Here is a 21,639-nt window from a genome sequence, read left to right on the forward strand (position 1 = left end):
ATCTTAAATGTTTTTAAAGTCATATTCTTGAAGGCGGGTAAAACCTTATCCTGATACTTAAAATTTGTAGAAAGTTTAAGTAATGGCTCACTTGACTCCAATAGCGTATCAAGTTGAGATGGGAAGGTATAGAAATAAAAAGCGGTTAGGCATATTTTCTAAGGAAATTGCGAACAAGTCCTGCAATTAGGTCCGAATCGAGACTTTGTACTACCAGCTCAATTTTTGAACATCAAATTTCCAATTTCGGCCAATATACTGCCGTTTTAGGCCGTATTTCGCCCCTAATCCGGGCTGTTCCCGGATTTCAGACAGATCTTGGCTGTCGTCGTGCGGTCTGGAATGGCTTTATCCAGTGACAGCTGGGTAAACTGGCGCATTGAGGCAATCTCGTACAGCGCGTCTTCCATGGCTTCATCGCCGAGGCTATACCACTGTTGCATACAGTGAGTACGAAATATTGTCTCAAGCGGATACGGACGGCGACCGTTGCCTGCTTTGGGATAAAAAGGTTCAATCACGTCCAGCAGTTGAGACCACGGCAACAGGTTATCCATTCGGGATACGAATATTTCTTTACGGGTCTGGCGGCGCTTGCTGGAGAACTCACTATCGGCGAAGGTAAACTGTTGGCTCATGGGCGTTACTGTCTAGAATTTGCTGTGCTGCTATGATCTCACATTAGGGACTTATTCGCAGCTTCCTTAGATTTGCCAATACTTACGCTGAATTAGTTCAAAAAGAAGTGTATTAGTGTCAGTAATATTTACAACTTGCGATTTATATGATTTAACTTGTTGAAAATTATAAAATAAATTATCGGTATGATGTTTGCATACTTTTGCTAAGTACTTAGTTTTAGCTTGTTTAGCAGAGGTTGTCTTAATGAAAAAGCTTGTTTTAGCAATATTTAGTGTTCTATCTTTTACTGCGAACGCTGCAGTTATAGAATTAGATTTTAGCGATACCTTCGCGAATTATGGTAACCAGTTTAAAACTGGAACGGTTGGGGCCGGGGATGGTGGCAAAACGCTTTCAATGTTTGGTAACAATTGGGTTGCTTTTGAAGGTGTGTACAACATAACTGCGGATACTATTCTTCAGGTTACGTTTTTTTCGAGTCAATTAGGTGAGTTGCATGGCTTTGGATTTGACAATGATATTGTTTTCGATAACTTCGAAGATTTTCAGAACGGCGAAAACCGATATTTCCAGTTTGCTGGTACGCAGACTTTCGGAGTTCAAGATTACAATACTTATACAGCACCTAATACGATTGAGACTTTCACTGTTGAAATCGGAAAGTTTCTAACAGGAACGTTTAGTCAACTTGTATTTATAAATGACCAAGATAAAAGCGGTGCAAATGCACAGTCATCTTATAGCATTGCAACATCTGATTCTAATTTCGTGGCTTCTGTAAACGGTCCTGGTGTACTGACACTTATGTTAATGTCTTTAACGTTGATGTTTGTTTCAAAGAAAAATCGTAAATAGCAATTCTTTTTTCTCAATGAAAAATTAAAGCCGCTAGTATAGCGGCTTTTTTATGCCCACATGTTGCATAAGCCATAAATGACTATTAAATCAAACTGCTTTCAAGCGTATTTTCACACCTATCGGATGCTTGATGGTTTAATTATTGCTTTATAAATTCAAAGGCGCAGAGTAAAAGCGAAAGGGTAGTTCAACGCTACGGTTCTCAGTAGATGATTTCTTAAAATTACTACTCTAGTAATTTGTAATTCAATTACGCTTTTCTGTTACCATTGTTCCAATAAAGCATTTATTAGTTAGACTGTTTTAAAAAGGATTTAGATTGTTAGTTACTGTTTATATCACCACCTATAATCGCAGAAAGCTTTTAGAGCGGGCGATTAGTTCAGTTTTGAATCAAACCCATTCGCCAATCGAACTTATCGTAGCTGACGATGGCTCAACGGACGGCAGTCAAGAATACCTAAAGGAACTGCATGACCAAGGTATATTAACCGCAATCCTCAATACAACCGGCAAATCAAAAGGAGCGTGTTACGGTCGGAATAAAGCAATTTCAATGGCTAAAGGGGAGTTCATATCTGGATTAGATGACGACGATTACTTTGAACCATGGCGTATAGAAACATTTATTAAAAAATGGCAAGAATATACAGTAAATAAAAAAGTGTTTTCTGCGTTGTTTGATAGTGTGGTAGAGCATAGAAAAAGTGGTCCAGTAGCGTGTTATGATACCAAAGTAGCTACTTACCAAAAGTTGAGAAAAGGTAATGTAGTTGGTAATCAAGTGTTCACTAAAACTTCTTATTTGAAAGCGGTAGGTGGCTTCGATGAACAGATGCCAGCACTACAAGATTGGGATACTTGGTTGCGGTTATCGAATCAATACGGAGATATCTTGAATATAAACACTCGTTCCTATATTCAAATCCAGAACCACGCAGGCGAGAGAATAACCGGCAAACCTGCTGAAAAGATTCGTTTTGCATTCAATCGATTGATGAACAAGCTTCAGCCATTAACTCGCTCTGAAGAGTCGCATTTGTTAGCGACTATGTATAGTGGTTACCCTCAGATCGATATCAGGATTTCCGAACTTTTTAAAATATTTATGGGTGGTCATTTTAGAAAGGTCGCTCAAGTCGTTAAAAGGACTTTACTTAAATGAAGATTCTTTATCTTATTAATCAGTACCCTAAAGTAAGCCATACCTTCATTAGACGAGAAATAATGTCGCATGAAGAGAATGGTATAGAAGTTTTAAGGGTTGCTATGCGTTCTGATGATCCGAACGACATGAGCAAAGTTGATTTCACAGAGTATGAAAAAACGCACTACGTGCTAAAACAGCCCAAACTGGAATTATTAAAGCACGTTTTTAGTGCAATTAGAGAAAACCCAAAGAGCTTTCTTAAAGCTTTAAAGGTGTTGTTCAAAATGCATTCTGCATCGAAGCAGAGCTTGCTAATTCATCTAATTTATTTGGTGGAAAGCTGCAACGTTGCGAAAGTCTGCAAAGAAAGTGACGTAGATCACATACACGCGCACTTTGGTACTAATCCGGCGGAAGTAGCCATGTACACAAGCATTATTAGTGGCGTACCTTATAGCTTTACCGTTCATGGACCTGAAGAGTTTGACAAACCTTTAACACTTAACCTAAACCAAAAAATAAAATACGCGAGCAGAGTAATAGCGATAACTAATTATTGTAAATCGCAGCTTTTTCGCTGGGCTGATTATAAAGACTGGCAAAAAGTGGGCATTGTCCACTGTGGTCTTGAAGAAAACTTTTTTAATGAGCAAGCTCTAAACTCGAAAAGAGAAGGGGATGAATACCGTTTTTTATGCATTGGTCGTTTATGCGAGCAAAAAGGGCAATTACTATTATTAGAGGCGTTTTCTCGCTTTATTAACGCTGGCTTTAAGGCACACCTTACTTTAGCTGGTGATGGCGAAATGCGAGTAGAAATAGAGTCTTTCATTAAGCAGCACAATCTGCAAGGTAATGTAACTATAACGGGGTGGGTTGATAGCATCGAAATTAAAGAGTTACTTAGTAAAAGTGACGCAATGCTGCTACCTAGTTTTGCCGAAGGTTTACCTGTGGCTATTATGGAGGCTATGGCAACAGGAGTTCCCGTCATTAGTACGGCAATTGCAGGTATACCAGAGCTTGTAGTAGATAAGGTTACAGGCTTTTTGGTATTTCCTGGTTCCATTAATTCACTCGAAGACGCATTAGTAGCGTTTACCAAATTGAGTCAAAGTGAGTTAGATGCGGTTCGAAAAAGAGCTTTCGAAGCGGTTAAGAAAGAACATAATATAACGACAGAAGCTGAAAAGTTAGCTGTGCTGGTTGGAGCAAAAGAGTAAATGATTCTACTAGATATTGTTTTCTTTATCGTGGCTTTTGTATCAGCCTTTCTTTCTTTACAGCTATTTTTAGGTCTTCGAAACAGTAACTCGGTTGAAGCAAACAACAATAACCATACTCTGCCATGCGTGGTCCTAATTCCGGCTCATAATGAGGAGTTAGGTATTGCAAAGACAATAATGTCTGCAAGAAAAGAGGTTAAAGAAGGCGACTTGATATTGGTTGTCGCAGATAATTGTTCAGACAATACGGCTGCTGTTAGTCGAGATGCTGGAGCTATCTGCATCGAACGTACTAATTTAGAATTAGTAGGTAAGGGACATGCATTGCAATACGGGGTCGATTACTTAACCGAAAATGATGTTGAGTTTGCTACTGTTGTTGTAATGGATGCTGATTGCTTGTTTGGTGAAGGGAGTTTACATACTTTACTAAATGCGTCACAAACGAAAAATTGCGTAGCGCAGGCCCTTTATTTAATGAGATCGCCGAATAAAGACAACATAAAGCTTAATATCAGTGAGTTTACCTGGCTGATAAAGAATTGGGTGAGACCATTAGGCCAAAAAAGGCTAGGAATCAGCTGCCACCTTCAAGGTTCTGGTATGGCTTTTCCAAAGTCAGTCTTAAATAAATACTCTTTAGCATCTTCCAGTATTGTTGAAGACCTTGAACTCGGTTTGCACATAGTTCAAGGGGGGGAAGAAGTGATGTTTGTTCCCCGTGCTTTAGTGACGAGTGAATTTCCTGAGAACAATGAAGGGCTCGAAAACCAACGAAAGCGTTGGGAGCATGGCCATCTATCTGTTGTAAAGAAAATGCCAAGTATGATGCTGCAAGGCTTGAAACAGCTAAACTTCAGGTTGTTTTTTCAGGCATTAGATGCAGCAATTCCCCCAACTATTATGTGGATAATATTCACAATTCTTACACTAGTTGTCTCGTTTATCGCTGCAATTTTCGACGGCTTTTATTGGTCTGCAGTCATAGGGCTGTGTATCTCTGTTTTTGCTTTAGCAATTGTTTGTGCATGGTTTAAATATGGGGAAAAAATATTACCACCAGCACAACTAAAAGGCATGATTCCTTTTGTTCTAAGCAAATTTAGTGTTTATCGCACTTTTATTTCAAATCGTGAAAAAAACTGGGTGAGAACGAAGCGGGACAATGAATGATTAGGTTGAAATCAACCTAATCTTTCTTGTTTCATGTTTTTTCGTAATATCCAGAAAAACTTCGGTATACCTATAGCATATCTATTAAATAGTCTAATTGGCTCATTCATTAAACGATAAAGCCATTCCAAATTAAGTTTTCTAAAAATAGAGGGGGCGCGCGTAAAACGATTTGCGATGAAGTCAAATATGGCGCCGCCGTTCACTACAACCAATGGCTTTTCATAGTTGCGCTGTAGTAAAGCTGAAAAGTACTCTTGCTTCGGCATACCCATGCCCAGTATTAATATTTCGGGTTGAAATGCCTCTACAAATTCAAACATCTTTTCGTTACTTTGAAAGCCATCTATAAAAGCTTTAACATTGTGACCGTTTGATTTGTAGATTGATGCAGCTTGCTCTATGTAAGGAGACTCTGTTCCGATAAAACATACCGACTTCCCTTTGAAACGGTCTAAAATTAACGGTATTAAATCGGTACCGTTAGCGTTATAGCCAACGGGCTTGCCGTATTTTTTTAATAGTATTTTTGCGCCAATACCATCTCTGAACAAAAGGTCAGCATCTAGCAAGCAGTTTTTAAAATTGTTATCACTATTTGCCATGGTGTAAGCGTGTGCATTAATGAAAGAAATCACACTTACCTTAGCTTTCCGTATTTCTTTTTCGATTAAAGTGATGGCTTGGGACTCAGTTTCAGCTGGATTTATTTTAATAGCGATGCTTTTCATATTAGAGCTTCTGTTTAAGAGCAAGTTGAAATAGAAGTTTGTCTCATTCTGAGGCAAATGGTTCGCTTAAAGCTACCATCTCATAGATGTGGAAATTATAATGGTTAACACGTTTTACAAAAGTTGTAGAGATATACCTTTACGTAAAAAATAATCAATGTTGAATGTTCAGTCGTATAACGATTGAAGCATCATGCAAATTTTTAATAAAGGTACTGCTCAAATTTTGTAGCCTTAAGTGCTCTTTCCATATCATCGTAGTTTGTAATAATATCTGCAAGATTTTGAGAAAGAACTTTTCGATGCTTGCTCTTAACTTGAGTAGTTTCAACGCCAAGGAAATCAAAAATTTGCGAATTATGTTTTGATGTGCTCTCTGGACTCGAGAAGTAATCTTCATAATAGAGTTGGTAAAACGGTTGCTTTTTAGATAACTTTGCAGCGAAAGCATTTTCTTCCTCATTCAGCTCATAGTCCCTTTTCAACTTAGCTAGAAGTTGCTCAATATCTATTTCAAAGCTTTTGTTCTCTGTACTATTCTCTGTTGTTGAGACTACACCAGCCTGATGCATCAACATCGCAGAGATTAAGCGCTTCAAAATATTACTTCTTTTTAGGTGTATTATACTGATTTCTTTTGAATCAATGAAATAGTTGTAAAGGTTATCTTGCTTTACATTTACGAAAAAGTCTTTAATTCCTATAGTTTGCGTGTCGTATCTACTCTTCCAATTGACAGGTTGCTTCTTCCTCAAATGCGAGTAAGCACTATAGCATTGTGCTAAGTAAAAATAGGTACTTTGCCTATATAACATATCTAAGTACCGTTCTTTGCTTAAACCACCCAAATTGAACAAAGGTTTATGAAATTTATTCAAAAGTGTCCAGTGTCCTAATACTTCACCGTAGTTAACTACTTTAGCGTTCAAATTAAGAGTGTTTGCGAGATAATTGCTACCGCAACGACCGCTAGTGAGGATGAAATGTCTTTTATGCAATTTACTCTTCCTTGATCTCAGTAGTTAATAATCAATCTCTATCGTTGAGTTAATATACTAAACCTAACTGAGCCTTCACAACAATTTTTGAAGGCTCAGTGAAATTTTCTCAACACTAAACTGATTAATTATGATTTATTGATGCCTGCATCGTAGAAAACTCATAAACTTTTTCTAAACTAAAATTTCGCTAAAGAGTGGATTTAATTCAAATAATATTTAAATGAGTTTGAGTTCTTAGCAACCTTCAAAAGAGTATAGGAACGTTGTTTCTATTCGAGTAATAGACCCTACTTTTTGAAGTAAGTAAATAAAACGTCCGTCGCTTGAAAACTCTGTATCAACTACGCCACTTTCGTTGCCAAGAAGGCAGGTCATGTCAACCCAATTATCTGAGTGTCGTTTGTTCACTAGTACCTTTCCACTCGAACTTCCGCCCCAGCTAACTGCGCCTGCTATTGTAAGTAGCCCATTAGGTGCTTTGTTGAAACTTAAGAAAGCAGAGGATGAAGGTTCGTTTAATATTTCAACGAAGTCACTTCCGCTTTCAATATATTTGTACACAACGGCGTTACCTATTGCACCTATTAAGTAAATTTCATTGTCTATATATGCCATATTAAACGCCCAAAGGCCTGCTGGCGCATTAACAGTTTTGACTAATGCCTTTGTTTCAATATCGTTGAAATACAGCTTCTGTTCATCGTCTATATGATAAGACACTATATATTTATCTGTTTTAAGAAGAGCCCGATAAACACGGTTGTTCGAAGTAGAGAATATCTTTTCGGACGTTGTTTCCTGTATATCGTTATTATTCTCTCTAGGGGTAAATTTTAACTTAAATAAACCACCAATAGAGCCATCTTTGTATACTAGGATTTCTTCATCAACTACAAGCTTTCTTGAGTAGCTTTGACTCCAGAATGCTTCTGCATTACTTCTATTAGTAGCGTCGTCTATTTTTTGAACGTTAAGGAAGTTGTCTTCTTTATCGGCTGTCAGTAGGTAATCTTGTGCTAAGTTCCATGGCGAAAGCGTTGCAAATACGCCTTGTTCATTGCTATCAACAGACCAAGTGTGCCCTGCGAGAAGCCAATCACTACTTCTTCTTGGGAAAATTTGTGTAAACTTATTTGGAGTTTCTAATGGCATTGAGACTAAGCCATTATCCATACTAGTAATGTATAACTTATCTGTGTCAATATGTATGTCGGTTCCAACAAAGTTGCTAGCGTCTCTAGATTTTTCGTAAATCTTATTTGTACGTACATCGTAACCGTATATACCTCGGTAGTCGCTAAACCATATCTTTCCTGATACAGAGCGAGGCATACCTAAAGGCTTAGTCATTACCTTTCTCCATTGTCTAAATGGCAGAGATTTATCGAAGCTAATAGGCACTTTGTCTCCAACTGTTAAACCTTCAGGAGTTGAAGTCAATTTATATAGCCCGGCATTCCAAGTACTTCCAAGAGCAATTAGGTGGTTACCTTCTAATGTAGTATCCTTTAACACATTGAGAATAGACTTATTTTTTAAATCAACGGTAATCGAAGCAAACGAATCTAGCTCGAAAATTCCTTTTTGAGTAAATACAAGTGCTCCTAATGACTCATCTAACTTTTCAATTCTCAATATATTTGTAGGAAATGTGTATTCTAAAGTTTGACTACCGTCACTTTTGTTAATTCTATAAAGCTTCTTGCCATTAAAGCCAAAAAGATAATCGTCACTTTTATCAAAGTAAACGCCTTTTAGCTTGCTGATAGATAACGGTGTTTTACTTATATTTCCGTCTTTATCTATACAACCCAAAGACGGCTGTATAGCTGCGAAGCAAGTCACCCCGCTAGATGACGTTGAATAAAGCTGAAGTGTTGTGTTTCGATAAGTTTTAAGTTCTAGCCCTATAGGTGACCACGTGTTGTCGGCCCTAAGTTCTAAAAGTTGATTCTTGGTAGCGGCTAACAGGGAGTTGTGATGGACCAACAAACCAGTAATATTATAATTAGTCAGTCCCTTAACAAGAGGGTCCCACCCAGAACCATTAAACTTCCAAACGCCAGTAACATCAGAAGATGCATAAATTTCACCTTCGAATTCGAGAACACTACTAAAGAGCCCGCTTCCTCCCCAACCTATACGCAAAATATTAGGTTCACCACTTGAAGCCGGTACTCCCATAACCAAAGTAGGATCCAAATTAGCTTTTACAATTAGCTCTACAAATTCTTGGCTACTCAGTAACTCCTGCTGACTAGCCTTTTGGCTTAAAGATTTCGCACTTTTAGGAAACAATACCAATAAAGTTTCTATTTTAGTCTTTATCTCTTCTTTATCATCTTGCTTCCATGTTGGTATAAAGTTGAGGTTGCCGTTAGAAGCAGAAGCTAAAGTGCCTGTTCGAAGCATTTCAACGATATTGGATACGTGAGCGTCGGAGAACTCATTTTGAGTATGCTCTTTTAAAAAACTAGCTACATAACTATGTAGCACAGTGTCTTTCCCGTTTATTAGTTCGGATGAAGTTGCTAATAGCTCGTCCCCCAGCTGCGTTTTTTGGGCTGTAGACGTTAAAGTAGATAGACAAGAGCTTAGCGAGGAGCTGACTAAAACTATTGCTAATAGATAGAGTGCCGCAATATATAATGAAGGGATTTTCATATGAAATTCCTTTGTTTTGCAATTTGAGAACAGCCAAGCTTTTTGGCAACTGAAGACTAACTGTGAAAAGCACTGTGCAAGATAAGTCACTTAAAGTTTAGTGAGAGCAACTTAATGTAACAAGATAAATCCAATTTTTTGTGTATTTATTATTATAACTTTTCGCTTACCATGCTGTTTCCCACCAAATTTTCGCCATTATCAGCTATATAGGGTAGCGGTAATGTCTGTCACTCGTGTAAACTACCGCTTTTATTTCAGGCAAGCCTTAGCGCACAGAAAAATTCTTCCTATGCTTTGGCCATGCAGTCATCATGTAAATTGAGGAAAACATGGAGCTTGACGCTATTATCAATCAGGCACAAAGCCAGATTGACGCTGCACAAGATGCAGCTACATTAGACCAAGTTAGGGTCGAATTCATGGGTAAGAAAGGTAAACTTACCGACTTACTTAAAGGGCTTGGAAAGTTATCGAACGAAGAACGTCCTGCCGCAGGCCAAAAGATTAACCAAGCTAAGCAGGTTATTCAGCAAGCTATATCTGCAAAAGGTGAGTTTTTACGCACTGAAGAGCTTAACAAGAAGCTAGCAGAAGAAGCCGTTGATGTAACTTTGCCTGGTCGCACTGAAAAGCCAGGTAACTTGCACCCGGTTAGCCGCACTATTGCGCGTATTGAATCTTTCTTTGGTGAGCTTGGTTTCTCTGTTAAAACCGGCCCTGAAATTGAAGATGGTTTTCACAATTTCGACGCACTGAACATTCCTGCGAATCACCCAGCGCGTGCCGACCACGATACCTTTTATTTCAACCCAGACATGATGCTTCGTACGCAAACCTCTGGTGTTCAAATTCGTACTATGGAAGCGGAAAAGCCGCCATTACGTATTATCTCGCCAGGGCGCGTTTATCGTAACGACTACGATCAAACACACACGCCGATGTTCCACCAAGTGGAAGGTTTAATGGTTGATAAGAACGTTAGCTTTACCGACCTTAAAGGTATTTTGCACGACTTTCTACATCACTTCTTTGAAGAGTCACTAGAAATTCGCTTCCGTCCGTCTTACTTCCCGTTCACTGAGCCTTCAGCTGAAGTAGACGTTATGGGTAAAAACGGTCAGTGGCTTGAAGTATTGGGCTGTGGCATGGTGCACCCGAATGTACTTAAAGCGGTGGGTATCGACCCTGAAGAGTACACAGGTTTTGCCTTTGGTATGGGCGTAGAGCGCTTAACTATGCTTCGTTACGGTGTTAACGACTTGCGCGCGTTCTTTGAAAACGATCTTCGTTTCCTTAAGCAGTTCAACTAAGGCAGAGAGTACACATGAAATTCAGTGAAAAATGGTTAAGAGAGTGGGTTAACCCGTCGCTGTCGGCACATGAGCTGTCTGAACAGTTGAGCATGGCTGGCCTGGAAGTAGACGGCGTTGAGCCAGTAGCCGGCGATTTTAAAGGCGTGCTAGTAGGTGAAGTGGTTGAGTGCGGTCAGCATCCTAACGCCGACAAACTGCGCGTGACTAAAATAAACGTGGGTGGCGATGAGCTACTTGATATCGTTTGTGGTGCGCCTAACTGCCGTCAGGGCATTAAAGTAGCCGTTGCTGTTGTTGGCGCTGTATTGCCAGGCGATTTTAAAATTAAAAAAGCGAAGCTTCGCGGAGAGCCGTCATTCGGTATGCTATGTAGCTTCTCTGAGCTAGGTATTAGCGACGACCACGATGGTATTATCGAGCTTCCAGCTGATGCACCTATTGGCACAGACATTCGCGATTATCTTGGTCTTGATGACAACGCAATCGAAGTAGACCTAACACCAAACCGTGCAGACTGCTTGGGTATGCGCGGTATTGCCCGTGAAGTTGGCGTACTTAATAACCTTGACGTGTGCGAGCCTGAAGTAGCGGCGGTAAACGCAACTATTGAAGATAAATTATCAATTACGTTAAGCGCTGACGACGCATGCCCACGTTATTTGGGCCGTGTGGTTAAGGGCGTTAACGTTAAAGCAGCATCGCCACTGTGGTTAGTTGAAAAGCTACGTCGTTGCGGTATTCGCAGCATCGACCCCATTGTAGATGTAACTAATTTTGTATTGCTAGAGCTTGGCCAGCCAATGCACGCGTTTAACCTTGCCAGTATTGAAGGCAATATTAACGTGCGTATGGCGAATGAAGGCGAAGCCCTTACGCTACTTGACGAAACCGAAGCTAAGTTACAAAGCAATACGTTAGTTATTGCTGATGACAAGAAAGCGTTAGCAATGGCGGGTATTTTTGGTGGCTTACACTCTGGTGTAACTACTGAAACTCAAGACATTTTGCTTGAAAGTGCTTTCTTTAGCCGTGATGCGATTATGGGCCGTGCCCGTCAGTACGGTTTACACACCGATGCATCGCACCGTTACGAGCGTGGTGTAGACCCACAACTTCAGCGCAAAGCCATGGAGCGCGCTACTGCACTGGTACTAGAAATTTGCGGTGGTGAAGCTGGCCCAGTAGTTGAAGCCGTGGCTGAAGACAAGCTACCTAAGCAAGCTACGGTTACGCTTCGTCGCGAACGTTTATCTCGCGTACTAGGCATTAGCATTTACGATGCGAAAGTAACGAAAATGCTAAACCGCCTTGGTTTAGACGTAACGCAAACTGAAGCCGGCTGGGAAGCAGTTGCGCCAAGCTATCGTTTTGATATTTCAATTGAAGAAGATTTGATTGAAGAAATTGCGCGCGTATACGGTTACAACAACATTCCAAACGTGGCGCCAAAAGCGACGTTGGCAATGCTGCCTTCGCAAGAAGCCAAGCTGCCGCTAAACACAATGAAGTCATTGCTTCTAAGCCGTGGCTACAACGAAGCAATCACGTATTCGTTTGTAGACCCTAAAATTCAAAACGCATTATTCCCAGACGTAAAAGGTATGGTGTTACCACACCCAATTTCATCTGATATGTCGGTAATGCGTGTAAGTTTATGGCCGGGTTTGCTAGGTGCTACTGCTTATAATCAGAAGCGTCAGCAGCAACGTGTTCGCATGTTTGAAACCGGATTACGCTTTATTCCTCAACAAGATGCGCCAAATGGTGTATTGCAACAGCAAGTAATTGGTGGTGTAGTAGCAGGGCGTCGTAATGAAGAACATTGGGACTTGGGCGACAGCCCGGTTGATTTCTTCGATGCAAAAGCCGACGTTGAGGCGTTATTGGCACTTACAGGCAGAACCGGTGAGTTCCAGTTCGTTACAGGGCAACACAGTGCGTTACACCCTGGCATGACGGCAAAAATTTTGCTTAATGATGAAGAAGTTGGCTATATTGGTGCTATACACCCGCAGTTCACTAAATTGCTTGGTGTTAACGGCCGTGTATTTGTGTTCGAGTTGGCGGTAGATGCCATTACCGAGCGTAAATTACCGTCGGCAGTACCGGTATCGCGCTTCCCGTCGAACCGCCGTGATATTGCTATTACGGTTAAAGATGAAGTGCGTGTAGGAAATGTCCTTTCTTACATAGAAAAAATTGGCGTAAATCAACTAGTTGCTCTAAACTTGTTCGATGAGTACAAAGGCAAGGGAATTGAGCCTGGCTATAAGAGCCTTGCTTTGTCACTTCATTTACAAGATCCGGATAAAACCTTGGAAGAAGCTGAAATTCAGCAAGCTGTAGATACTGTGGTTAAAGGTCTGGAATCTGAGTTTGGGGCCGCGTTAAGAGAGTAAACTATGGCATTGACCAAAGCCGAGATGGCTGAACACCTATTCGAGAAACTAGGCATTAACAAGCGTGATGCGAAGGATCTGGTAGAGCTTTTTTTCGAAGAGATTAAAGGCGCTCTGGAATCTGGTGAGCAAGTAAAACTGTCAGGTTTTGGCAACTTTGACCTGCGTGATAAAAATGAACGTCCTGGCCGCAATCCAAAAACCGGTGAAGACATTCCAATTAAAGCACGTCGTGTGGTTACATTCCGCCCGGGTCAAAAACTGAAAAGCCGAGTTGAAAACTCAGAGCCTGTCGACCAATAATCTTTAGGTCGTTACAATACTGAAAAAGAGCGGGGTCTCTCGCTCTTTTTGTATTGCTTCTTTTATACAGTGCCGTCGCACTGGTTTTCATATGCAACTTCTTTGGAGGAAAGTGTGAAGAAAGCACTTGTCGTTCTTGCTATTATTGTTGCTGCTACGTTTTCATGGTTTGCTTATCTGTCGCTAGATGCAGACAAACGAGACCAAGACGCAGCGCAAGTTCCGCTAATCACAGTAATGGAAATTCTTCACGCAAGCGATTTGCAGGAAGGGGTTAAGCAGGCCGTGAAAGATGAAAATCTCGAAGTCGTTGACTCTTGGATGGCACAAGCCCGTGAAGTAGGGCAGGCTGCCAACCTCTCATCAGAAGATATGGAATATCTTAATTCGGAAACTGCGAAAGATTACGTTGTATTCAATGCTAAACGCCAGTTGTACAACGAAGCGTTTGAAGCGCGTTATTATGCGTTGGAAGAGGTAGAAACGCTTAAAGAGCAATATCCGGAAGCTAAAGACTTGTTTGCTCGTACTGATGCGTTGATTGAAAAGCGTGACGCTATCATTCAACAAATTGCTGTCGCTATTTCAGGAAGCGAGCAGCCTGACGTAGCCGCGCTTGAAGAAGCACGCAAACAGTGGTTAGCGCAGGCGGCCAATTAGATTATGATTTAAGTTATAACTTAGGCTATTGCTCGCGCTGCACTCAAACACTCACCAGAAACCTATACCACAGACCAGCTTCATACCCCTTCCTACTTTTCGTACTATAATTTTTTTGAAAGCTTAATTTGAAAATGTACGCAATTTGGCGTACATTTGTCGTTCGTGTGGAGTGCTGGGTGCGTTACAAGGAAATAAAGCGACAGGTCATTGACTGTCTAAATAAAGGATACGTTTCCCATGAGCAGAGAAACGATATTGACGTTAAAAATTTATTGGCAATTGGGCAAGTGTCGCTTGAGGAAGTTGCCGAAATTATAGGTCGAAGTCGAGGAAACGATTATTCTTCCAGCCTTCATCATTTTGATAGCAGCATTACAGTACACATAATTAAGACAAGGCTAGCCGGTCACAATTGGTATGTTAAATGGTATTACGTAGAACCGAATAGCGTTTTTATTAGCGTCCATCATTAGGGAAAAGATATGAAAATTTTCAAAGTCGGCGAGTCGCAGAAAGCGGCATGCAGCACGTGCCAGTCATTTGAAAATGCGACATTTCAATTAAGAGATGTTCCTTTCAGTGATGGTACGGGTGTGGTTAAAAAGGTTTTGGTGGGGGTGTGCGATAAGTGTGAGAGTGTAACCGTGTTACCTCATCAATCCACACCTGCGGTTAAACGTCAATATGAAGCAAAGCGAAAGCCAGTGGAAGGGCGTTTACCTGCGCATTTAATCGACATTCTAAATTTAGCGACAATGGAAATCGGTGCAACTACAGACTTTGTTCCAAGCATGATGAAGTACTACATTCACTCATTGTCTGAAGATGAAAAGTCAGCGAAAAAGATAGCGAGTTACCTTCAAAGTGACTTGGCAAAAGGCAGATCCGAAAAGCGCCTATCGCTAAAAGGGCGTAAGATTTTCGAAGACATAGAGCACCTTAAATCACTCTCGCACATAGAAAACACCACTGATTTACTGAAAGGTATAATCCTTAAGATAAACGAAGATGTGCTTATTAAAAAAAGGCTCAAACCAATCGAAAACCTTAAGAATATAATGGCGGCAGTCGCATAACTAATAGCTGCATTGTGAGTTTTCGCTAACGCAGCTAACGATATATTGGGTTGTAATAAGTTAATTTATCGAAATATCCGCAAATTTAGCGCTTGTTAGCAAAGCTAAATCGGCAGGAGAAAGCGCCACTTCTAATCCTCGCTTTCCCGCGCTTACGTGCATAGTGGCAAGGCCTTCAGCACTTTTATGAATTACGCTGGCTAACCGCTTTTTTTGCCCTAATGGGCTTACACCACCAAGTACGTAGCCTGTTGCAACCATTACCGCGTTTGCTTGCGCCATTTCTACCTTTTTAACACCTAACGCTTTAGCCATTTTCTTTTCGCTAAGTTTGGTGTTTACAGGGACCACGGCCACGGCAAGCTTGTTATTATCTGCACTCACTACCAACGTTTTAAAAACGGTATCCGCACTAAGGTTTAGTTTTTCAACAGCTTCAAGACCGTATGACGCCGCATTGGCATCGTGTTCATATTTTAAAACGCTGTGAGCGATACGCTTTTTAGTAAGCAAAGTGATTGCAGGTGTCATTCAACCTCTTTTTTGTAAAATGTTCGGCTGTGTATCGGCTGGCTGGGCAGCAGAGGAGTAGCTGCGTGTATTGCGTAGTCGTTAAAGCCAGTTGTAAAAAATTTTGACAGTGGGTGGCCAGATTGTCCGCCAGGTAAGGTTAGGATGGCATCTTCTAAATGACCAGGGCTTACAAAGAATCGCTCCGATGCACCAAAGCTAGGTGCTTGTACAGCAGGCATGTAGGTATCGCCAAACCCCTCCACTAGCTGCATGTTTAACATATTACCAACTAGAGGAATTTGATCGGCAAATGGATGTTTAACAGAAAGTGCGTTTACCTTGCCCCAGGCTAATGTTTCCATGTTAGCCTCTACTGGTGAATACTTGTCTAACAGCTTGTGTTTGGCGCGCCTGTAGGCGTCTACAAGTAGCTCGTCGAAGCTTTCAGTATCGTTAGGTAGCCAAGAGTCAGGCTGACTATGAATAAGTTGCCACACAGCAGGTTCAATGCCACGTAAGAGTGTACGGCTGTTTACACCTTGTTGGTCTAACGTTGAAAGTACGCCTCCAAACAGGGTTTGTACCACCTCCTGCCTAAAGTGCTTAACTAACGTATAGCCAACCGAATTTTCACACGCGCATTCGCCCCATGTGTTTAGGTAAGCAAGGTCAGGCTTAAATTCAATGTCTCGCATATTAAGCAGCCCATACAGAAGGTGCTGCCAAGGAATAAGAAAGCGGGCGTGATTATCTAACTGAATGGCGTAAAAGTCAGTCTCAGTAAAGGTGTCTTTTTCAAATAAACGGTCTCTTATTTGTTGTCCGCGAGCACCTAGCGCGTAACCACCGTTGCCCCAGACTTTGAAGTCATCAGTCGAAATTACTCTGGCATTTGCAGTCCATATTCTTCCCATATCGGGGTTTAAAACCATGGGAAGCTTTGATGCGCGCTTTGGTGGTGTGTTTACTGCTTCTTGTTCTTTTATAGCGGTGAATGAAGCCTGTTGCCTTTCCATAACCGCGCCGCCAGGAAGCCAAGCCGCATTGCCGCTTTCATCAACAATCACGAGGTTTTGCGTGGGAATAGCAATGCGTCGGCCTATCTTTATCGCTGCTTGGACATTTTTTGCATTGCCGAAGTTTATTATTCCCAAGTTCGCAGCAAACGGATGATGCGCTACCCAATTAAGTGCATAGCGCTTGCCATTGAGTTCTTTCACTGGCCCATACGAGCTTACTTCAAACTCAAATGTGTGCTCACCATCAGGTAAAGGAATACGCTCTGTTACCGTACTTGTGGCCGTCGATTCGCCTAGCTCAATCCAATCTACATTGTCTAAATTTGCATTCGTAAAACCCCAAGCGATATGCCCGTTGGTGCCTACAACAATGCCAGGAATACCCGGCAGGGAAACCCCGGTTACTTGCACATCGCCGCCCGATTCTTGATAGTTAAGCTGGGCGCGATACCAGATGATGGGAACCCGCAAGCCCAAATGCATGTCGTTTGCTAAAAGGCCTGCGCTTGTCGTGGTGTGACTTCCGGTCACCGCCCAGTTATTGCTACCAATATCAGGAAGCTCAGTACCGTTATATTGTGCACGGGCAATAGCAGTATTGTCGCTATCGTTTGAGTACTGAGTAGTCGCGTCTTCAGGCTCTTGCTTAAGACTCTCGTCATTACTATCTTCTGGTGAGTGAGTAATTGGGCGTAGCGGTGCAGGGTACTCTGGGATAGGTGCTTCAAGCAATGGTATCTCGCTGGCATCTAGCGCTGCCTGATAATTACTCGGCTGAGTAATGAAGCTGTATACATCATTCCCAAATGTTGAAAGCAGTGCCTCTCTTGCTAAATCAAGTTCTACTTGGCTACCTTGTAAATCCAAATACATACTGTAAATCACAAGAATACTGTCGGTGGGGCGCCATTGTTTTATATCAACGCCTGCAGCTAGGTATTCAAAAGGTGGCAACGTATACTCAGACAATGCGTCATTTACGCCGTGAGCGTAACGTACGAGTAGTTCTTGTTGTTTTGAGGGAAGGTTATCGAATACGGCTTTTGCTCGTTTCTCAAATTGATGAAAGCGGGCTTTTTTATCGATATCTAGGGCAATGTCGCCCACCCATTGTGACAAACTGCCCGATGCGGCGCGGCGCTGTAAATCCATTTGAAAAAAGCGATCTTGAGCATGCGCAAAACCCAGTGCATAGGCTGCGTCGTAAATATCGTTGGCTTTAATAACAGCTTGGCCTAGTTCGTCACGGCTTAGCTCAGTAGGTGCGTTTACGTGATAGGTGGCGCTATTTCCGTCAAGTGCGGGCAAACTCATACGAAGCGAGATGTACAATCCCAGTACCGTTAAAAAAAGCAGTGCTAAAACACTTAAGACCAACCACTTGAACCAATTTATCACGTGTAAAACTCCCTATTTTTCTCTATCCTAACCACAGAACTTGCAAAATTGAAGTGATGTTTTATGACACATACTAAGGCGGTGCCGTGGGGCCATTAATGTTGGATTGTCAGGCCGAAGAACTTCTGCCTGAAGAAAAGGAAAAGCTAACACATCCAGTAGTGGGTGGCGTTATTTTATTTAGCCGCAACTATCATGATAAACGCCAGCTCTCTGCGCTGGTTCAAGATATAAGACGCTTTGCGAAGCAGCCGGTGTTGATTGCCGTTGATCATGAAGGAGGCCGCGTTCAGCGTTTTCGTGAAGGCTTTACTGCCATACCAGCAATGGGCGATATTTTAAGGCAGTCAGAGCATCAAGATGAAAGTGCGACATACGCAAAAGCGTGTGGATTAGTATTGGCTTATGAACTTAAAACCTTAGATATCGATTTTAGTTTTGCACCGGTGCTTGATATAAATGGTGTATCGCAAGTTATTGGTGACAGGGCATTTTCAGACAATGCAGACGACGTTATTCGTCTTGCCGCTCATCTAATCCAAGGTCTAAAAGCCGTAAATATGCCAGCTATTGGAAAGCACTTTCCTGGGCATGGCAGTGTAGCGCCAGACTCTCATGTAGCGTTACCTGTCGATGAACGCGAATTTGATGAAATACGCAGTACCGATATGGTGGTCTTTGAACGCTTAATTGAACGTGCGTTGCTTGATGGCGTTATGCCTGCCCATGTTATTTATAATCAGGTATGCGATAAGCCTGCGGGTTTCTCAACTAAATGGCTGCAGGGTATCCTTAAACAGGATCTAGGTTTTAGCGGCACGGTATTTTCTGATGACTTGTCTATGCACGGAGCAAGTGTTGCGGGAAGTTACGTTGAGCGTGCTGAGGCAGCACTGGAAGCAGGTTGCGACATGGTACTTGCGTGCAACAATCCGAAAGGGGCTGAGACTATCCTTGATGGATTGGAAAAGCGCTTTGCTAACCCGTCTAACAGCGATTTACAAAAGCAAAAGCGCGTTATGGCGCTTTACGATCGTATTATGCCAGTAGGGCTTAATGATAAATACGACAGTGCGGTTGAGCTGGTGAAGCGTTTAAGCGAACGGTAGTTTTTATAACTACCGTTTTTCATTTTCTGTTTTTTAATGCCGTTTGCTTATACTGGTACTTCGTCTGCGCCAGCTTCTACATTCATAAATCGCGCGAAAGTGAAGAGAAAATCGCTCAGACGATTTAAATAAGCATGTACCACTTCTGGCACGTCATAATGTTTAGATAGGCTAATGACAGCACGTTCAGCTCGGCGGCATACAGCGCGACAAACATGAGCTTGCGCAGCAGCCTTACATCCGCCGGGCAGCACAAACGACGTATTAGGCGGCATTTGACGGGTAATATTGTCTATAAGGCTTTCTAGGTTCTCAATATCAGTTTGCGTCAGCGTTGAGCTTGCTGAAATAGCAAAGCCAGCTTGAAACAGGTTGCGCTGAATGTCCTGGAGCATTGGCTTATGTTTGTCAGTAACATGCGCTGCGAGTAGCCCGATGTGGCTATTAAGTTCGTCCATATCGCCGTAGCTTTGTACTACTAAATCATCCTTATCTACACGTACGGCCTTGTCAGCGTAAATTTGCGTGCTGCCCTTATCACCAGTGCGAGTGTAAATCTTCATAAAAACCTAAATCTCTCTATCAATCGCAAATGTTGTTTTTCGTATTTAAAACCAAAGCACTTACACTAAGCGTTTACTCAAATCACTCGCTAACGTCAGGGCGGTTGTAGCGACGAATTTGTACTACAAAACCAAACAGCGGGTGGTCGAAATAATGCAGTTGCGTACTGATTACACGTCTTTGCTCAGCTAACGGAACTGAAACCAGCTTGTATTCTGTTGATGGTGCCATACGGGGCTTAGCGGCATTGCCAGAGCTATCATCTTCACTGCTGAAGTAGCTGAGTGGCACCGGCTGGCGATAAAACATCTCACTATCAACATGAAGGTAAGGTACGCGGTTGATATATTTAAGAAATACTTTGATAGTGCCGTCAATTTCCCAAATAGGTGTTCTTAACGAAGCATCTATAGCGTCATCTTCACCTTGCTCTACAATCATCGGCGTATCAAGCGCTTTAAATGCGCCATACTCTATAGCCTGTGGGTTTGACAAACGGCGGTTCAAATCGGCAAAAATATCTGAAACAGCAATAAATTGATCAGTGCCTAGCGCTGCAGTTTTATCAGCTTCAAAAGCAGTACTTACATCACTTAGGCTGTTTTCATCTGTGCTCGATGTGTTTTTATAAGCATCATTAACAGTAAGAGCGGCGGTGGAGCCGTAACCAAACTCTGGAGCGGAATCGTCAGTTTCACTGTTTACATTATCAACGTGTTTTGGAGCTCGCATATCACCGTTCAAGTCAAACTGCTGCGCGTAGTTTTGCCCACCATAAAGACGCACGTTGAAAGCTTTGTTCTTACCAAACATAACTGGCTGACGCCAGGTTGCGTGGAACAAACGCTCTAGCTCGCGATTAGAACGTATTTGGCGAGAAATTGAAGACAGTGCTTGCTGATTACTGGTAAGCAGATGCGCTTTTGAAGCAAGCGGCCAGTCGTGCCCTTCAATGATAATAGGTAAACTTGCTGGAGCGGGTAGCCTATTATCCGGCTGATTCACCTTCCATACGATTACAGGTTGAAGCGCGCTGCTTCTAGACTTGCTCTCGCTTGTCGAAACGCCTGAGATTAGTTCGTTGTCGCTTGGAACAATAACGTTAAGTGCATTGGTTACCTCAGCACTAAGCCATGGCTTCGCTTCTTCACAGTATTTAAATACAGGCACCGTGACAGGTGAGGAATCTTTTACGCCGAAGAAAGACGTCCAATAGCTGGCGATGGTTGCAGCATCAGGAGCGGGTGTGACGTCGTCAGTGATGAACCCCTCATTTGAGTAGTCAAGGCTATCGCTATAGTCGGAGTCTGTTGAAGAATAAGAAGCGCCATACTCATCGCCATTAATGGTTTCGCTTTGTGCCTGACTCGCTACGTCTGGTGTAGGAGATGGCTCATTGGCTGTTAAACCAGATGTTTCATTATATCCATAGCCCGCTTCTTCATAGTAAGAGTTAGGAGACATGTCACCGTACTGCGAACTGTTATCTTTAGACAGCGACAAGAAATCTACATCCTTTGCGGGCACGCTCAATAGTCCGTTGCTAGGCCACTTAACTGATGTTTCAGCGCCGCAAACGGCTAACCCTTGTTTTAGATAGCTTATATCAGGCGAAATGATATCGCTTATGATGTCTGCCTGAGCGCGAGGGGCTGACAAGTTGTCAGCCAAAGAAAACTGCTCTTCTAACTCAGTTAGTGCCACGTTGCGCTTAAACGCAATAACTTCCACATCGAACCACCAGTTGTCATTAGCGTTAGCTGTAGTTGAAATTGTCGTTAAGAAAACGGCGCTTATTGATGCAACTAACGGGCACCAGCGAGATAACTTCATG

General features: G+C 42.1%; 17 protein-coding genes and 1 pseudogene. 10 read left to right on the forward strand and 8 right to left on the reverse strand.

Annotation, left to right across the window (positions count from 1 at the left end; translation table 11 throughout):
- Window positions 1-326: 326 nt before the first annotated feature.
- Window positions 327-638: pseudogene (locus BIZ39_RS04180) on the reverse strand (transposase); the annotation flags it as partial.
- A gap of 247 nt (window positions 639-885) precedes the next feature.
- Here BIZ39_RS04180 and BIZ39_RS04185 point away from each other — a divergent pair.
- The 4 genes from BIZ39_RS04185 (at window position 886) to BIZ39_RS04200 (ending at window position 5,049) form a co-directional block, all read left to right on the forward strand.
- Window positions 886-1,497, forward strand: a complete 612-nt coding sequence (locus BIZ39_RS04185; RefSeq protein ID WP_187446422.1) for a hypothetical protein — start codon at window positions 886-888, stop codon at window positions 1,495-1,497.
- Window positions 1,498-1,819: 322 nt separating this feature from the next.
- The gene (locus BIZ39_RS04190) at window positions 1,820-2,665 is read left to right on the forward strand and encodes a glycosyltransferase (RefSeq protein ID WP_187446423.1); all 846 of its coding nucleotides are present in this window, start codon (window positions 1,820-1,822) and stop codon (window positions 2,663-2,665) included.
- Entirely contained in the window at window positions 2,662-3,873 is a 1,212-nt protein-coding gene (locus BIZ39_RS04195) for a glycosyltransferase family 4 protein (protein ID WP_187446424.1), read from the forward strand. Before BIZ39_RS04190 ends, BIZ39_RS04195 begins: the two co-directional genes overlap by 4 nt.
- Window positions 3,874-5,049, forward strand: a complete 1,176-nt coding sequence (locus BIZ39_RS04200; protein ID WP_187446425.1) for a glycosyltransferase family 2 protein — start codon at window positions 3,874-3,876, stop codon at window positions 5,047-5,049.
- An 11-nt stretch (window positions 5,050-5,060) separates the two neighbouring features.
- Here the strand turns inward: BIZ39_RS04200 and BIZ39_RS04205 are convergent, their stop codons facing one another.
- The 3 genes from BIZ39_RS04205 to BIZ39_RS04215 all read right to left on the reverse strand — a co-directional run bounded on the left by BIZ39_RS04205 (window position 5,061) and on the right by BIZ39_RS04215 (window position 9,445).
- Complete coding sequence (locus BIZ39_RS04205) at window positions 5,061-5,780, reverse strand: WecB/TagA/CpsF family glycosyltransferase (RefSeq protein WP_187446426.1); 720 nt, start codon at window positions 5,778-5,780, stop codon at window positions 5,061-5,063.
- 203 nt (window positions 5,781-5,983) lie between these two features.
- Window positions 5,984-6,778, reverse strand: a complete 795-nt coding sequence (locus BIZ39_RS04210) for a hypothetical protein (protein WP_187446427.1) — start codon at window positions 6,776-6,778, stop codon at window positions 5,984-5,986.
- Window positions 6,779-7,015: 237 nt separating this feature from the next.
- Window positions 7,016-9,445 carry a hypothetical protein gene (locus BIZ39_RS04215; RefSeq protein WP_187446428.1) on the reverse strand — a complete coding sequence of 810 codons (2,430 nt, stop codon included), beginning with the start codon at window positions 9,443-9,445 and terminating at the stop codon, window positions 7,016-7,018.
- A 332-nt stretch (window positions 9,446-9,777) separates the two neighbouring features.
- On the opposite strand from BIZ39_RS04215, the gene pheS reads away from it, so the two are divergent.
- The 5 genes from pheS (at window position 9,778) to BIZ39_RS04240 (ending at window position 15,202) form a co-directional block, all read left to right on the forward strand.
- A complete protein-coding gene (gene pheS / locus BIZ39_RS04220) occupies window positions 9,778-10,758 on the forward strand; it encodes a phenylalanine--tRNA ligase subunit alpha (protein WP_012518127.1) in 981 nt (326 codons plus the stop codon).
- 14 nt (window positions 10,759-10,772) lie between these two features.
- On the forward strand, window positions 10,773-13,160 hold the full coding sequence (gene pheT, locus BIZ39_RS04225; RefSeq protein ID WP_187446429.1) for a phenylalanine--tRNA ligase subunit beta: 2,388 nt from the start codon (window positions 10,773-10,775) through the stop codon (window positions 13,158-13,160).
- Between the two features lie 3 nt (window positions 13,161-13,163).
- The gene (gene ihfA, locus BIZ39_RS04230) at window positions 13,164-13,463 is read left to right on the forward strand and encodes an integration host factor subunit alpha (RefSeq protein ID WP_012518129.1); all 300 of its coding nucleotides are present in this window, start codon (window positions 13,164-13,166) and stop codon (window positions 13,461-13,463) included.
- A gap of 114 nt (window positions 13,464-13,577) precedes the next feature.
- Window positions 13,578-14,123: a hypothetical protein gene (locus BIZ39_RS04235; RefSeq protein ID WP_187446430.1), complete on the forward strand. Its 546-nt coding sequence runs from the start codon at window positions 13,578-13,580 to the stop codon at window positions 14,121-14,123.
- 485 nt (window positions 14,124-14,608) lie between these two features.
- Window positions 14,609-15,202, forward strand: a complete 594-nt coding sequence (locus BIZ39_RS04240; RefSeq protein ID WP_061094791.1) for a hypothetical protein — start codon at window positions 14,609-14,611, stop codon at window positions 15,200-15,202.
- Between the two features lie 60 nt (window positions 15,203-15,262).
- Here the strand turns inward: BIZ39_RS04240 and ybaK are convergent, their stop codons facing one another.
- Together ybaK and BIZ39_RS04250 are read right to left on the reverse strand one after the other, a co-directional pair.
- The gene (gene ybaK, locus BIZ39_RS04245; RefSeq protein ID WP_187446431.1) at window positions 15,263-15,733 is read right to left on the reverse strand and encodes a Cys-tRNA(Pro) deacylase; all 471 of its coding nucleotides are present in this window, start codon (window positions 15,731-15,733) and stop codon (window positions 15,263-15,265) included.
- Window positions 15,730-18,132 carry a penicillin acylase family protein gene (locus BIZ39_RS04250; RefSeq protein ID WP_187446432.1) on the reverse strand — a complete coding sequence of 801 codons (2,403 nt, stop codon included), beginning with the start codon at window positions 18,130-18,132 and terminating at the stop codon, window positions 15,730-15,732. Before BIZ39_RS04250 ends, ybaK begins: the two co-directional genes overlap by 4 nt.
- 98 nt (window positions 18,133-18,230) lie before the next feature.
- Between BIZ39_RS04250 and nagZ the strand changes: the two genes are divergently transcribed.
- On the forward strand, window positions 18,231-19,241 hold the full coding sequence (nagZ, locus tag BIZ39_RS04255; RefSeq protein WP_187446433.1) for a beta-N-acetylhexosaminidase: 1,011 nt from the start codon (window positions 18,231-18,233) through the stop codon (window positions 19,239-19,241).
- A gap of 47 nt (window positions 19,242-19,288) precedes the next feature.
- Here the strand turns inward: nagZ and BIZ39_RS04260 are convergent, their stop codons facing one another.
- Window positions 19,289-19,804, reverse strand: a complete 516-nt coding sequence (locus tag BIZ39_RS04260; RefSeq protein WP_187446434.1) for a cob(I)yrinic acid a,c-diamide adenosyltransferase — start codon at window positions 19,802-19,804, stop codon at window positions 19,289-19,291.
- 82 nt (window positions 19,805-19,886) lie between these two features.
- Entirely contained in the window at window positions 19,887-21,638 is a 1,752-nt protein-coding gene (locus tag BIZ39_RS04265) for a CsiV family protein (protein ID WP_187446435.1), read from the reverse strand.
- Window position 21,639: the final 1 nt, after the last annotated feature.

It is taken from the genome of Alteromonas sp. BZK5 (assembly GCF_014349115.1).
GTDB lineage: Bacteria > Pseudomonadota > Gammaproteobacteria > Enterobacterales > Alteromonadaceae > Alteromonas > Alteromonas macleodii.

Excerpts from the sequence above, each read along its gene's own strand:
- BIZ39_RS04185 (WP_187446422.1), top strand. The coding sequence starts at position 886 with ATGAAAAAGCTTGTTTTAGCAATATTTAGTGTTCTATCTTTTACTGCG.
- BIZ39_RS04195 (WP_187446424.1), top strand. The coding sequence starts at position 2,662 with ATGAAGATTCTTTATCTTATTAATCAGTACCCTAAAGTAAGCCATACC.
- BIZ39_RS04200 (WP_187446425.1), top strand. The coding sequence starts at position 3,874 with ATGATTCTACTAGATATTGTTTTCTTTATCGTGGCTTTTGTATCAGCC.
- BIZ39_RS04205 (WP_187446426.1), bottom strand. The coding sequence starts at position 5,780 with ATGAAAAGCATCGCTATTAAAATAAATCCAGCTGAAACTGAGTCCCAA.
- BIZ39_RS04215 (WP_187446428.1), bottom strand. The coding sequence starts at position 9,445 with ATGAAAATCCCTTCATTATATATTGCGGCACTCTATCTATTAGCAATA.
- pheS (WP_012518127.1), top strand. The coding sequence starts at position 9,778 with ATGGAGCTTGACGCTATTATCAATCAGGCACAAAGCCAGATTGACGCT.
- pheT (WP_187446429.1), top strand. The coding sequence starts at position 10,773 with ATGAAATTCAGTGAAAAATGGTTAAGAGAGTGGGTTAACCCGTCGCTG.
- ihfA (WP_012518129.1), top strand. The coding sequence starts at position 13,164 with ATGGCATTGACCAAAGCCGAGATGGCTGAACACCTATTCGAGAAACTA.
- BIZ39_RS04240 (WP_061094791.1), top strand. The coding sequence starts at position 14,609 with ATGAAAATTTTCAAAGTCGGCGAGTCGCAGAAAGCGGCATGCAGCACG.
- ybaK (WP_187446431.1), bottom strand. The coding sequence starts at position 15,733 with ATGACACCTGCAATCACTTTGCTTACTAAAAAGCGTATCGCTCACAGC.
- nagZ (WP_187446433.1), top strand. The coding sequence starts at position 18,231 with ATGTTGGATTGTCAGGCCGAAGAACTTCTGCCTGAAGAAAAGGAAAAG.
- BIZ39_RS04260 (WP_187446434.1), bottom strand. The coding sequence starts at position 19,804 with ATGAAGATTTACACTCGCACTGGTGATAAGGGCAGCACGCAAATTTAC.
- BIZ39_RS04265 (WP_187446435.1), bottom strand. The coding sequence starts at position 21,638 with ATGAAGTTATCTCGCTGGTGCCCGTTAGTTGCATCAATAAGCGCCGTT.